The organism is Amycolatopsis magusensis, assembly GCF_017875555.1.
Taxonomy (GTDB): Bacteria; Actinomycetota; Actinomycetes; order Mycobacteriales; family Pseudonocardiaceae; genus Amycolatopsis; species Amycolatopsis magusensis.
In genome coordinates this window covers 4,736,090-4,749,564 of record NZ_JAGGMS010000001.1, presented here as the reverse complement: position 1 = coordinate 4,749,564, position 13,475 = coordinate 4,736,090, and the positions used below count along the sequence as shown (strand labels likewise).

Below are 13,475 nucleotides of genomic sequence, written 5' to 3'. Positions count from 1 at the left end.
CCGCACCGAAGCCGTCCGCTGCGCCATCGGGGTAAAGATCCTCGATAGATCGCTTCTGGCTCAGTACGCTTTCGACTCGGGGCCGCCGCGTCACGATGACGGGCGTCGAACTCAGGGGGATTCAAGCGGTATGGACGAGCGAGTCCTTGATGCCCAGAAATGGGTGAACGCCACCTACGGCTCGGTGGCGGGCTACCAGCCTTGCCCGGAGAACGGGCGCACCGGCTGGTCCACGATGTACGCACTGACCATGGGCCTGCAGCACGAACTGGGCATCTCCCCGGTGGTGGCCTCCTTCGGCCCGGGCACGATGGCCAAGGTCAAGGAACTGGGCGACATCGGCTTCGGCTGGAACCGCAACAGCAACATCGTGCGGATCATCCAGCACGGCCTGTTCTGCAAGGGCTACCACGGCGCCAACGGCTACGGCGAATACGGCGCGGTGACCACCGAGGCCGTCAAGAACATGCGGGTCAACATGGGCCTGCCGGATGGCGGCACCGGCACCGCGGGCGGGCAGGTCACGCCCCAGCTCTTCCGCTGTGTGCTCAACATGGACGCCTACGTGGTCATCGGCACCGGATCCGAGAAGGTCCGCGGCATCCAGCAGTGGCTGAACGGGCGCTACTGGCAGCGCGACGCCTACACCATCGGGCCCTGCGACGGGCACTACTCGCGGGACGTGCAGAAGTCGCTGATGATCGGGCTGCAGTACGAACTCGGGATCAGCCAGCCCAACGGCAACTTCGGCCCCAGCACCCAAGCCGGGCTGAAGACCCGCACGGTCGGGCCGGGCAGCTCCGGCATCTTCGTCGAACTGTTCTCCGCGGCCTGCGTGTTCAACGAACCGGTGCCGATCGGGGACGTGCGCACCACCCAGAAATCCACCTACGACGACGCACTGGGCACCTACGTCACCAAGTTCCAGGAATTCTCCCAGCTCACCGTGAACGGGCGGGGCACCTACGAAACCTGGGCGCAACTGCTGGTGTCCATGGGGGACGCCGACCGGCCGGCGCACGGCTGCGACACCCGGTTCGAGATCACCGCTTCCCGGGCCCAGTGGCTGAAGACCAACGGGTACAAAGTGGTCGGCCGCTACCTCTACGATCCGCCTGGGTCCACTTTGGACAAGGAGATCAAGCCGGGAGAGCTGCAGACGATCTTCGGCGCCGGGATGCGGGTGTACCCGATCTACCAGGACAACGCCCGGCAGCTCGCCGACTTCACCTATTCCCAGGGCTATCAGCACGCCCTCAACGCACACCAGCTCGCCGCCGGCTACGGCTTCAACCGCGGCACGGTGATCTACTTCGCGGTGGACTACGACGCCACGCAGGAGCAGATCGATTCGGCCATCGTGCCCTACTTCCACGGCGTGCAGGCCGGGCTGGCCTACCGGGGCAAGAAGTACGTGCACGGGGTGTACGGCTCCCGCAACGTCTGCGCCAACATCACCAACCGCACCTACGCGCGGCATTCGTTCGTTTCCGGGATGTCGTGGGGCTTTTCCGGCAACCTCGGTTTCCCGCTGCCGGCGAACTGGTCGTTCAACCAGATCAAGGAGTTCACCGTCACCAACGGGGCGGACGTGTTCGACCTGGACCGCGACGTGGCCCGGAACCAGGGCGGCGACCCCGGACAGGGCAGCGTCAGCGATCCGACCGGCCCCGCGGACGCGTTCATCGGCTACGTGCAACGGCTCTACGACTGCGCCGGCTCGTACGGCAAGGGCGACCGGAGCCGGTTGGTCATGGAGTACATCCGGCACCGGGCCTACAACGACTGGAAGTGGAAGGGCCTGATCGGCGGCGTCGACGAGGACTTCGTCAACTACGCCAACGCCCAGGGCCTCACCGTGATGACCGAGTTCGTGGACCCGGTCACCGGGTACACCCTCGGCACCGAGCACATGATGGCCACGGCCAACGGCCACCTCGTCTACCCGCAGCCGGACAACTCCAAGCGGGTGAACGCGGGTGACATCGCGGGCTGGGGCGGTGACCTGCTCACCTTCTACGCCGACTGGCGTGACGCGGTGGACACCTACCCGAACGGGCACACCTTCTGCGACGAGAAGCTGGCCAAGCCCGACGTCACCACCAGCTTCGGCTTCGCCGACCTGATCGAGGACGCCGACGGCTACCTGATCGCCCGCCGGGTGGCGGCGGGCACCGACATCGTCACCGCGGTCCGCGACCAGTACAACGGCGGCGGCGCGCTGCGCCGGTTCACCCACTACTACCAGCAGCGGTTCACCAACGCCGAGGACTGCAACTTCCTGGCGCACAACATCCTCACCGCCGCGGACGATCCCAAGGTGGTGCTGGCACAGCTCGGGCTGATCGGCATCCACGCCCCGCCCAGGACGCTGGGCTTCGAGGACCTCCAGCGGTTCGAACAGGGCTTCGCCGACACCCTGCTGGCCCGCACCGGCATGGAGTCGCGGATGGCCAAGCAGTACAAGGCCAACCACGACACCTACCTGCGCGAAGCCCAGCAGCGAGCGGCCCGGTGAGCACCCGGCTCCGCCCACCCGCCTGGCTCGGCCTGGGCGGGCTCGCCCTGCTGGGCTTCGCAGTCACCGCCTTCACCGGGATGTGGTCGGGCGGCAAGGACATCGACGAAACCTGCGCGGCCGCGGGACAGCCGCTCGACCAGGCCTACCGCGCCCGGAACTGGCAGGAACCGGGCCAGTTCTTCCCCATGCACAACAGGTGCAACGCCGACTACGACCTGGTGCCCGGCTGGGTCAATCCGGGTCTGGTGCTCTTCGCCGTCGCCGCGGTGGTGTGCCTCGCCGGGGCCGTCGCAGCGATCACCCACGCGAGAAGGAATTCCCGATGACCATGCCCAGACCGTTCAGCCGCCGGCTGTTCCTCGGTTCGGCCGCCGCCTTCACCGGACTCGCCGGATTCGCCGGTTTCGCCGCCGTCCCCACCGCCGTCGCCGCGGGCGGGTGGTCCGGCCCGGTCTCCGCGAACGGCTGGCCGATCCTGACCCGGGCCGGCGTGTTCGCCATCGAGGGCAGCAACCACACGGTCGCACTGGCCGAAGGCGACGCGGCGACGATCCTGGCGCACGTCGCCCGCCGGTTCCACTACGAGATCGACTCCTTGCGAGACGGGGACCTGGTCGGCTTCGCGCCCGACCGTCCGGTCACCCAGCCCTACGAATCGAACTACCTGTCCGGAACCGCGATCGCCATCCGCACCGTCTGCTACCCCCTCGGCGCGCGAGGCGGGCTCTATCCGTGGGAAGAGACCGTCGTCCGGGACATTCTCGCCGAACTCGGCGGAGCCGTCTCCTGGGGCGGCGACGAGCAAACGCCGATGGAGTCGCATTTCCAGCTCGCCTGCGCGCCCGGCCACCCCGTGCTCCAGGCCGCGGCCCAGCGAATCCGCGGCGGACAGGCGACCCTGGGCGCGATAGACGCCTTCGCTCCCGACCGGCTCGAAGCCGCCCAGAAGTACCGACTACACGGCCCGACCAGCTGACCTCACGGCTCGCTGTCCATGTCGGGCAGGATCTTCGCGGCCGGCTCTCGGTCGCCCACGAGCGCGGCGCCCGTTGCGGTGAGCCACCCATGGCTCGTACGGCGGTTGCTGATCGACTGATTGCCGAGGCTGATGTGGTCGGAGCCTCGCACGGGGTCGCGGAATCGGTGTTGTCCCCAGTGGGCCCGCCGAGGTCACTCTTCTGCTTTTGGTCCGGTTCCTGGGACACTGCGCCGTGGCCAGATCACGGGTTTGGGGCGGTGTGCTGACAGTGCTCCTCGGCGTCGCCGGGTTGCTGATCGCGCTCAGCTCGAACGTCCGCGCGAACCCGCTGTGGCAGGTGTGGGCGGCCCTCGCGGTGACCCTGTGCGGCTCGGCCGGGCTGGTGGCGCTGCACGGCCTGGCGCAGTGGCGTGAGCTGGCGGCGATCCGGCCACTGTCGCGCCGATCGACGGTACTGCCCACCGCGGTCGTCTTCGCCGGGGCTTTGGTGGTGATCACCACCGCCGAACTGGTCGCGGCACAGCCGGGCCACGGCTGGCGTGGTGACCTACTGGTATTGCTCGCGATCTCCGGTGGCGCCTGTGCCGGTGCCGCGATGTTCGGCGTGCGCCACCTCGCGAGGACGCAGCCGCGGACCACCGACCTGGCGGGGCTCGAAGCGTCCGTGGTGGAACTGGTCGGGCTGCGCCGCCGGTTGCAGCGACTGGCATCCGGACTGGGTGCGCTGGTGGCGCTGTCCACCCTCGCGCTCGGCGCCGGGATCCTGATGGCCAAGAACGCGCCGCGCGAGCTGGTGCTCGTGTTCGGTGGTGGCGGATCGGCGACAGTCGGCGTGTTCTACGCCCCGGCGGCCGCCGCGATCCGCAGGCGCGGCGAGCAGCTCGTCGCCGCGATGTTCGCCGAGCCACCCGCCGACCGCGCCGAGCTGGTCGACCGCGCCGAGCAGCGGATGAAGCTGGAACAGGTGATCGGCGTCGATCGGACGCTGCTCAGCGAACTGCAGGCGGCGATCCCGGTGCTCGGACCATTGATCGCCGCGGCTGCGGTCTTCCTCCCCAAGTAATCCTGGCCGAACGCCAGCGACCTCCTCAGATCATGCCTTCCCGCATGGCGAAGGCGACGGCGTGGGTTCGGTTGCGCAACTGGAAACGGCTGACCACGTCGTGCACGGTGTTCTTTATGGTGCGCTCGGAATAGCACAGTCGTGCGGCTATCTCCCGCACTTCCATGCCCTGGGCGATCATGCGCAGCACCGCTGCCTCGCGGTCGGAGAGGCCGGAGAACCGCAACCCCCGGGGCGCCAGGACCTGGTTCTGCAGGCGGTTCACCTGATCCAGCAGACGACCCAGCAAACGGGGCGAGAGCACCCCGCCCATCGCCGCGGCGTGGCGGACCGATTCGACCAGTCGCTCCGGGGTCGCTTCCGCGCGCAGCACCAGGCCGCACACACCCACCTCCACCGCGGACAGCAGGGCGCCGTCGTCGATCACCGCCAGCACCATCACCACCTGCCGCAGGCCCCGCCCGCGGAGTTCGCGGACCAGCCGCAGGGCGGCGTCGTCGGCCACGTCGCTGACCACCACGCACACCGCCGACGGATCGACCTCGAGCGCGGGGCCCGGCACGGGGAGCAGAACCAGCTCCGGACGGGCGCGCAACTGGGCGGCCACCCCGGTCTCCAGGATCGGGTCGGTCGCGGTGACGTGAACGGGGAGTCTCTCCGGCATGGCGTGCCCTTCGACAGCTGTGCGGTGAACGTTGCCGCCAGTCTGCGCAGCCGCGCTCAACGCCGGATCAACGCGGGGCTCAGGGCACCAGCGCCGTCGATGCTACCGCCTGGGGGGTGCACGGCTCGGTCGCGTTCGTGCACTCGACCGCCAGGGAAACGGTGTCACCTGAAGCCAGCAAAGGAGATTGCTCAGGGTTGAGCAGCTGCCCCTGGCCCTGAAGGTCGGCCAGGTTGTACACCGCCAACACGGTGTTGCCGTGGCGGACCTCGACGCGTCCGGAATCGGTCGCCGGGCCGGTGAGCCGGACCGAGAGCAGCCGCTGGCGCGTGCCTTCCGGCACCACGTAGGAGAACAGCTGCACGCCCGCCACCCCGGGCGCCGCCGCGGCGGAGACGGTGAACGTGGAGTTGACCACCGCCGCCCCGCCGGGAGCCGGGGTCCGGGTGCTGCCGCCGCCGTTCACCACCGCCGGCGGGACCGCGGCGGCCGTGGCCGAGCCCGGCGAAGACGGCGCCGCGCTGCTGGAGGGCGGCGCGCCGGCCGAACTGCTCGGCGGCGCGGAAGCGCTCGTGCTGGGTGCCGGGCCCGCGATGGACACCGGTTGCTGGCGCAGCAGCGTCATCACGAACACCGCCACCAGGATGAGCAGCGCCAGCAGGATGGAGAACAGCCAGAAGAACCGCCGCGGCACCAGGGGCAGCTGCTCGAGCGCGGCCTCCACCTCCACCGGCTCCTGCTCCGGCACCAGCACCTTGACCACGAACGGCAGCGACCGCTCCGGTCCCTTCCAGAAGTACTTGCGCGGCTTGGCCTTCACCCGGACGAAGGTGGCCGAGCCCGGGCGCAGGCGGGGCGCGTGCGGGCGGACCCGGAAGGTCAGCCTGGCGTCCGGATCGGCGACGGTCACCTCCACCGGGTGCTCGTGGTTGCCCAGGTTGTCCACGGCCAGCGTGTGCTTGCCGAGCCGCCGCCCGGTCGAGGTGACCGGCACCACCTCCGCGGTCACCTCGGTGAACCGCTCGACGGTGACCACGCCCTCCTGCACCACCGACCCGTGCGGGTCCTCGCGCGAGGAGACCTGCAGCGCGAACGGGTGGTCCCCGGCGAGCACCTCGGCGCTGCGCTGCGGGGAGAAGGTCAGCTCGACGCTGACCTCCTGGTTGGGCATCAGGTTCACCTTGGCCGGTTTCACCTGCGTCCAGGCCGCGGTGCCGCCGCGCACGGTGAAGGCGAACTGGTCGACCACGGCGGAGTTGTTGCGGATCAGCACGTGGCAGCGCCCGGCTCCCCCGGGCGCCACGGTGACCCCGGTGGTGCGGAGCAGCGCACTGACGGCCATGCTCACCATCGTCGCGGGTGCTCCCCGCGCCGGGAGCCCGCGCACGGACAGCCCGCCGGCCGCGTGCGGCTGCCCGCAGGGGCAACCACGGCGGTGTGCGACATGCACACGGCGAATGTCACCGGTGGGCGATTTGCCCCATGACAGGCTGTCGATCACTACCGACACTGCCGTTGTGCTGCTGTCTGCTTCCCCCAACCGGCTGACCGGGTTGCTCCGTCGGGATGTCCCGCTGACCAAATTGGCGGATGCCGCCGGGGCGCGGCTCCGGGTGGTGCTGGGCCCCGCCGGGGCGGGGAAGTCCGTGGTGCTGCGCCAACTGGCGGCGGAAGCCGGGCTCACCACGCGCGGCTGCGGGTTCGACGGGTCCGCGGTCACCGAAACGGGTTTGGTGCGGCAACTGGCCCGTGCGCTCGGCCGGTCCGGTCCCGCGTGCGTGGACGACCTGCTCGACGCGCTGGACGAACCGGCGGACGAGGTGTTGTTGCTGCTCGACGACGCGCACCGGCTGAAGGGCACGCCGGGAGCGGCGGCGCTGGCCAGGGTGCTGGCGGAAGCGCCGCCCCGGCTGCGTTTCGTGGTCGCCACCCGCGACGACCGGGTGGCCGGCCTGGACGGCGCGGTGCTGCAACTCGACCAGGACGACCTGCGGTGGCGCACCTGGGAAGTGGAGCGGTTGTTCGGCGAGGTCTACCGCACTCCCCTGCACCCCGAGGCCGCCGCGGCGCTGTGCGCGCGGGTGGAGGGGCTGCCGATGGCGCTGCGCCTGCTGCACCTGGACACCCAGGGCCTGCCCGCCGCGCAGCGGGCCGTCGCGTTCACCGCGCCGCTGGCCCACTCCCCCCGGCTCGGGCAGTTCCTCAGCCGGGAGGTGCTCGACCCGCTGCCCGCGGAACTGCGGGAGTTCGCCTTGGCGGCGGCACCCCTGGGCGTGCTGGACGGGCCGCTCTGCGACACCGCGCTCGACCGCGCCGACAGCGGCGCGGTGCTCACCGAGCTGTCCGCCCGGCACGCGCTGACCACGCGCATCGCCGACGGCGGTGGCGCGCACCGGTTCCACCTCCTGCTCCAGCAGCACCTGGAACAGCGGCTGGCCGAACGGCTCGGCCCGCACCTGACCCGCCGCGCCTACGCCTCGGCGGCCACGCACCTGGCCGACGCCGGGCACTGGGCCGAAGCCCACCGCTGCCACGCCAGATCGGGCGACTGGGTGGCCGCCGCGGCGGTGCCGCGGCGCTTCGGCGCGCACGCCGGGGCGCTGATCGCCAACGCGGCGATGCCCGTGCTGATCGGGGACGACCCGTGGGTGGCGCTCGCGGACGCCCGCCGGTTGCGTGCCGACGGCAGGCTCGCCGGGGCGCACGAGCGGTACGCGCGCGCCGGCGCGCGGCTGCCCGATTCCCGCCTGCGCTGGCAGTGCGCGCGGGAGCAGTCCGGCCTCGCCAACTGGCTGGACCTGCCCGCCGAGCCGCTCGTCGACGACGTCCACGGCCACCTCGCCGCCGCGGTGCGCGCGCACCCGGCCCGGTTGCTGGCCCTGTCGTCCCCCATTTCCAGTCCTGAGTGGACACTGGGCCGCGCGGTGGCCGCCCTGCTCGACGGGCGCCCCGGCCAGGCCGTCGAGACGGCTTCCGCACTGCTCGACGGCGACGGTTTCCCCGCGCTGGCCGCCCGGGTGCTGGTGGCCGTGGTGCAGGGGGCGCACCGGCGCGAGGGCACCGCCGCGCAGTTCACCCGGATCGCCGCCGACTGCGAGGCCGCGGGCTGGTTGTGGCTGGGGCGGGTGGCGCGGGCGGGAGCGGCGGTTGTGGACCCGGAGCGCTGCGCCGACGCCGCCGCGGTGCAGGCGACCTGCGCCGAGATCGGGGATCGCTGGGGTGCCTTGCTCGCCGGCTGGTTCCACTGCGTCGGCGAGCTGCACGCGGGCCACGACGTGGTCGACCCGCTGCTTTCCCTGCTGCGGCGGGCACAGGACCTTTCCGCCCGCGTGCCCGAAACCTGGGTGCGGTTGCTGCTCGTCGACGAACTGCGCCGCCGTGGCCTCCCGGTGGACGACCAGGTGCGGGCGCTGACGGCGGCGGTGGCCGAAACCGGGCTGGCGCACGCGGTCCAGCGCGGTGAGCGGCTGATCCGGGAGCGCCGAAGACCCACCCCGCCCGAAGCCGAACTCGTCCTGGTGCCGCCGGTCGTCGCCGAGCCGCCGCCGGTGGCCGTGCGCTGCTTCGTCCGGTTCTCCTTTTCCGTGGCGGGTACCGAAATCGACCTCGACGGCCTGCGCCCGCAACCCCGGCGGGTGCTGCGGATGCTCTCGGTGCACCACGGCCAGCCGCTGCACGACGAGCGGCTGGTGACCGCGCTCTGGCCGGACGCGCCGGTCGAGCGCGCCAAGCACCGGCTGCGGGTGGCGGTCTCCAGCCTGCGCACCACGCTCCGCGCGCACCTCGACCCGCCCCACGGCGTCGTCCGCCTCGGCAACGCCTACGTGCTGCGGTTGCCGCCGGACAGCGTGGTCGACGTGGACGATTTCGCCGAGGCGCTGCACCGGTGGCGCGCCACCCGCGAACCGGCGGTGGGGCACCGGGTGCTCGACCTCTACCGGGGTGAACTGCTGGCCGAGGACGGCCCGGCCGAATGGTTGCTGGCACGGCGCGAGGCGCTGCGGGGTGAAGCCGCCGGCGTGGCGGTGGCACTGGCGCGGGCCGCGCTCGCCCGTGGCGACACCACCGAGGCCGAGGCGGTGTGCGAACGCGGGGTGGTGGTGGACGAACTCGACCACCGGCTGTGGGCCCTGCTCGCCGAAGCCAGGACCCGCACCGGCAACCGGGCCGCCGCGCTGCGTGCCGAGCGGGCCTACCGGGACCTGGTCGCCGAAAGCTGAGTCACTTGAGCGCGAAGAACTCCAGCTCGCTGATCGCCACCGTGGGGTTGTCCGAACCGCGGTAGACGTCGATCACCTCGACGGTGATCGAGGTGACGAGCGTGGTGTTCTTCAGCTCCAGCGTCTGCTGCCGGGAGGTGTCCGACGGCAGTACGTTCTCCGTGCGGCCGGTGTTGTAGGTGAGTTTGAGGATGGACGGCCTGCCGTTGGCCACGAAGGAACCCTCGGCGCCCGCGTGCAGGATGATGTTGCGCATCAGGAAGCTGTCGCCGAAGGTGAAGGTGATCTTCGGCGGGCCGCCCGACATCGGGGCCGCCCAGTAGGTGTTGTTGTAGGTGTCCCACGCCTTCACGGACTCGTGCTCGGGCAGGCCGTGTGCCGAGGTAGCGGTGATCGGGCGCACCGGTTCCAGGCGCGGCACCACCTTCCGGTAGAGCGCGACGGCGTTGTCCCGCACGGTGGCGCGCAACGGCGGGTAGACCGCGAACGCCAGGGTGACCAGCACGGCCAGCACCAGCGCGATGGCTTTGAGCCGGCGGAACGAGAGCGTGGCCAGCCACCGGCGGTGCTCGCCGGTGCCCTTCTGCCCCGGCCGCGTGCCCGCCGCGTGCTGCTTGCGGCGGCGGAAGAGCTTGCGCCACCACTTCTCCCGCACCACCCCGGCGTCGGCGAGGTCCTCACCGCAGCGGCTGCAGAAGTTGCGCGTGGGGGCGTTGCCCTCACCGCAGGTGGCGCAGACCAGGTCACCTGGCTCGAGCCGGCGGCTGGGCTTGGTGCGCACCACCGCGCGGGTCTTCTTGATCGCGGGCGCGGGCCGGAGCTCCGGCGGTTCCTCGTCCAGCCGGTTGTACGCGGTCCCGCTGACGGGTGCGGCCAGCGCCGCCACCAGTTCGGGATCCGACCGGGGCGGGGCCTCCGGTGCGGCCACCGCCGTCGCGCCGCCGGGCGCGGGAGGCGGCGGGGGCGGCGGGGGCGCGCCTCCCGGCGGTGGCGGGGGTGGGGGTGGTGCCGCAGCCGCTGGGGGCGGAGGTGGCGGCGGAGGTGCCCCACCACCCGGCGGGGGTGGTGGCGGCGGGGGCGGGGCCTGGCCGCCCGGCGGCGGAGGTGGGGGCGGAGGCGGTGGCGGTGGCGGTGGCGGCTTCCCGCCCGGCGGTGGGGGTGGTGGCGGAGGCGGGGGCAGCTTCCCGCCCGGCGGCGGAGGCGGTGGGGGCGGCGGAGGCAGTTGCCCGGCCGGGGGAGTTTCCTCCGGCGGAGCGGGATCGGGGGGCGGGGTGGACTCGCCCGCCCACGCGCTCACGGCGGTGGCCCCGGTGCGGGGCTCGACGTAGGTGCGGTCCGGGAACCAGGAGGCGACCTTGTCCCGGACGCGGCGCCACCAGGACCGGCGTTCCTCCGGCGGCGGGGGCGGCGGCTCCTCCACCACGACCACCACCTCCGGCGGCGGGGTCAGCTTCTCCCCGTTCCACTCCAGGAACCGGCCGCAGTCCCCGCAGAACGCGGCGGACTCGTCGTTGTGGTTGCCGCACATCGTGCACGCGATCACGGGACGACCTCCAGGCTGTGCGTGATGTGGACCGGTTTCGCGGCCCGGATGACGGCCTCGACCGCCGCCTCGGACAACGCGCCGGGAACCCGCGGCCGCACCGTCACCCGCACCCAGTGCTCGACGTCGGCCGGCGGGTCGGGCCGCGGCCGGGTGGACACCGAGGTGCCCCCGCTCTCGCTGATGGTGACCTCGCCGTCGACCACCACGGCCAGGTGCCGTCGCAGGCCCGCCATGGTGCCGCGCATCCGGAACAGGTCCACGGCTTCGGCGACCACCGCGCGCTGCGCCGACTCCGGCCAGCTCTCGTCCAGCAGCACGCCGAACCAGTCGGCCAGCCAGCGCACGAAGTCCGGCGGGGCCAGCAGCGGGTCGAGGTAGGCGCCGACGCAGTCGATCGGGCTGATCAGCGTGGCCAGCACGTCGTCGAAGGCGGCGGTGAAGCGCTGGGCGAACCGGTCCTCGGCGAACACCGCGGGCAGGTGGTCGATCAGCGGGTAGGGCGAGGGCAGCGGCGGGCCCGGGACCGAGACGGTCACGACCGCTCCACCCGGACCTGGTGGTCGAACGAGAAGGCGAGCCCGCCCGCGCCGACCGAGAGCCGGGTCACCTCGGCGCCGCGCTCCCCCGTCACCGGGTTGGCGCCGTAGACGCGGACGTCCTCCACCACGTCGACCCCGCGAACCCCTTGCAGCCGCGCGAAAATCTCCCCGTGGCCGACGCGCCTGCCGAAGGCCCAGCCGGTGCCCTGCTCGCCGCCGGTGAGCGGGTTCAGGTAGGCGTAGAGCGTTTCGAGCGCCCGCAGCCGGATCTCCTCCGGGTCGAGCCGCGTGCGGGCCACCAGCCGGGCCACCACGGTGACCCCGCGGTAGCGCGGCGGTTCGACCAGCACCCGGGTGCCGACCAGGCGCACGTCGTCGAGGCGGTCGGCGATGCGGTGCAGGGTCGCCTCGGCCGGCACCAGGTCGGCGAACGGGATGCGGTGGTCCTGCTGCGCGGCGGCCGGGACCACGAGCACCTTCACCGCGCCGTGCGCCACGTCGTCCTCGCCCGCGGTGAGGCAGTGGATGCGGGCCACCTCGGGCGCGGCTTCACGGGCGATGGCCTCGTAGTCCTCGGCGGTGACCGCCCGGCTGCGGGTGCGCAGCATGATCGGGCCGCGGGCCTTGGCCTCGGCCAGCGTCTCCCCGTCGACCCCGCCCTGCGCCGGGCGCAGGTTGACCACGCCCGAGACGAACGGGATGGAACTCTTCAGCGTGTCCACCGCGTTGCGGGCGACGTTGCCGCGCACCCCGCCACCGCAGTGGTAGCGGCGCACCCGCACCTGGGCGCCGAACGGCGGCACCGCCCCGTACTGGCGCAGCGAACGGTCCTCGGTGCGCACCGCCGGCCCGAACTCGACCTGCCCGGCCACCCCGTCCAGGACGAAGTGCGGATCGTCGGGGCCGCTGCCGGCGAAGGTGTCCACCTGCTTCCACGACTGCCAGCCCGTATCCGTGGCCACCTCCAACTCGGCCTGGTACGAGCCGCCGAGCACGGGGGCCGCCGCGAGCTGGAACCGCTGCCCCGGCACCCCCTCGGACTCGCCCAGCTCCTCGAACTCGACGATGCGCGCGTGGACGGCCCCGGTCGTGGCGCCCACGGTGCCCGCGACCAGGCTGTGCAGCACCGGGGAGGCGCTGTACGGGGGCTGGCCCGGCAGTGGTTCGACCACCCGCACGCGCAGCCAGCCCGCGCGCTGTTCGTCGATCATGCTGGCCTCGTGCCCGGCAGGCAGGTGCACCACGATGCGCCCGGACCGGTTGAACCCGCCGGTCTCGTCGGTGGTGACCGTGCACTCCGCCCAGTCCTCGCCGGTCCACGCCTCCCACGCCAGTGGCGGGTGCTTCGGGTTGACGCCAACGCCCTCGGTCTCGCCGTCGAAGTCGAGCCGGACCGCGCACCCGGGCACCGGCTCGGCGAGGCCGATCAGCAGCGCGTCCTCCACGTGCGGGGGGTCGTCGAACAGGGGGAAGGACTCCCCCAGTTCGAACGCCGTGGTCTGGTTCTCACTGGCGACCCCGCGCCCGGTGAGCCGCCGCACGGCGACGATCCGGCTGGGCACCACGGCCAGGTCGGCCTGGGTGGTGAAGACCACCGATTCGTCGCTCTCGGTGCGGGTGGTGGCCACCTTGGTGCCGCCGCGGATGACCAGCGGCGCGCGGGCGGGGGTGGACAGCCAGAAGGTCACCGGCACCGTGGCCGGGGTGGGCGGCAGCATCCGCAGGCCCAGCAGGTCCAGGAACTTGACGTAGAGCCGGTCCGGGACCCGGTTGAGCCGGTAGCAGATCTGCTCGGCCATGAACGCGAACACCTCGACCAGGGTCACCCCCGGGTCGGAGACGTTGTGGTCGGTCCACTCCGGACAGCGGCGCTGGATGTAGCGCTTGGCGTCGTCGACGAACTCCTGGAACCGGCGGTCGTCGAGTTCGGGGGCGGGCAGCAC

10 protein-coding genes are annotated in these 13,475 nt (G+C 72.3%); 5 read left to right on the top strand and 5 right to left on the bottom strand.

Annotation, left to right across the window (positions count from 1 at the left end):
* The first annotated feature begins 130 nt into the window (after positions 1 to 130).
* The 4 genes from JOM49_RS21270 to JOM49_RS21255 all read left to right on the top strand — a co-directional run bounded on the left by JOM49_RS21270 (position 131) and on the right by JOM49_RS21255 (position 4,563).
* Positions 131 to 2,518 carry a glycoside hydrolase domain-containing protein gene (locus JOM49_RS21270; RefSeq protein ID WP_209666015.1) on the top strand — a complete coding sequence of 796 codons (2,388 nt, stop codon included), beginning with the start codon at positions 131 to 133 and terminating at the stop codon, positions 2,516 to 2,518.
* The gene (locus JOM49_RS21265) at positions 2,515 to 2,847 is read left to right on the top strand and encodes a hypothetical protein (protein ID WP_209666014.1); all 333 of its coding nucleotides are present in this window, start codon (positions 2,515 to 2,517) and stop codon (positions 2,845 to 2,847) included. The genes JOM49_RS21270 and JOM49_RS21265 overlap by 4 nt, the downstream gene beginning before the upstream one ends.
* Positions 2,844 to 3,497: a hypothetical protein gene (locus tag JOM49_RS21260; protein WP_209666013.1), complete on the top strand. Its 654-nt coding sequence runs from the start codon at positions 2,844 to 2,846 to the stop codon at positions 3,495 to 3,497. Before JOM49_RS21265 ends, JOM49_RS21260 begins: the two co-directional genes overlap by 4 nt.
* A 262-nt stretch (positions 3,498 to 3,759) precedes the next feature.
* A complete protein-coding gene (locus tag JOM49_RS21255; RefSeq protein WP_209666012.1) occupies positions 3,760 to 4,563 on the top strand; it encodes a hypothetical protein in 804 nt (267 codons plus the stop codon).
* Positions 4,564 to 4,588: 25 nt separating this feature from the next.
* Here the strand turns inward: JOM49_RS21255 and JOM49_RS21250 are convergent, their stop codons facing one another.
* Positions 4,589 to 5,227: a helix-turn-helix transcriptional regulator gene (locus JOM49_RS21250; protein WP_209666011.1), complete on the bottom strand. Its 639-nt coding sequence runs from the start codon at positions 5,225 to 5,227 to the stop codon at positions 4,589 to 4,591.
* Between the two features lie 79 nt (positions 5,228 to 5,306).
* A complete protein-coding gene (locus JOM49_RS21245; protein ID WP_209666010.1) occupies positions 5,307 to 6,569 on the bottom strand; it encodes a COG1470 family protein in 1,263 nt (420 codons plus the stop codon).
* A 175-nt stretch (positions 6,570 to 6,744) separates the two neighbouring features.
* Between JOM49_RS21245 and JOM49_RS21240 the strand changes: the two genes are divergently transcribed.
* A complete protein-coding gene (locus JOM49_RS21240) occupies positions 6,745 to 9,447 on the top strand; it encodes an AfsR/SARP family transcriptional regulator (protein WP_209666009.1) in 2,703 nt (900 codons plus the stop codon).
* Position 9,448: 1 nt separating this feature from the next.
* On the opposite strand, the gene JOM49_RS43770 is transcribed toward JOM49_RS21240, so the two are convergent.
* From JOM49_RS43770 to JOM49_RS21225, 3 genes are read right to left on the bottom strand one after another with little or no spacing between them, the layout of a single operon-like run.
* Complete coding sequence (locus JOM49_RS43770) at positions 9,449 to 10,990, bottom strand: zinc ribbon domain-containing protein (protein WP_209666008.1); 1,542 nt, start codon at positions 10,988 to 10,990, stop codon at positions 9,449 to 9,451.
* Positions 10,987 to 11,529 (bottom strand): phage tail protein, encoded by a 543-nt coding sequence (locus JOM49_RS21230; RefSeq protein ID WP_209666007.1) that lies wholly within the window; start codon positions 11,527 to 11,529, stop codon positions 10,987 to 10,989. The genes JOM49_RS43770 and JOM49_RS21230 overlap by 4 nt, the downstream gene beginning before the upstream one ends.
* A complete protein-coding gene (locus JOM49_RS21225) occupies positions 11,526 to 13,475 on the bottom strand; it encodes a putative baseplate assembly protein (protein ID WP_209666006.1) in 1,950 nt (649 codons plus the stop codon). Before JOM49_RS21225 ends, JOM49_RS21230 begins: the two co-directional genes overlap by 4 nt.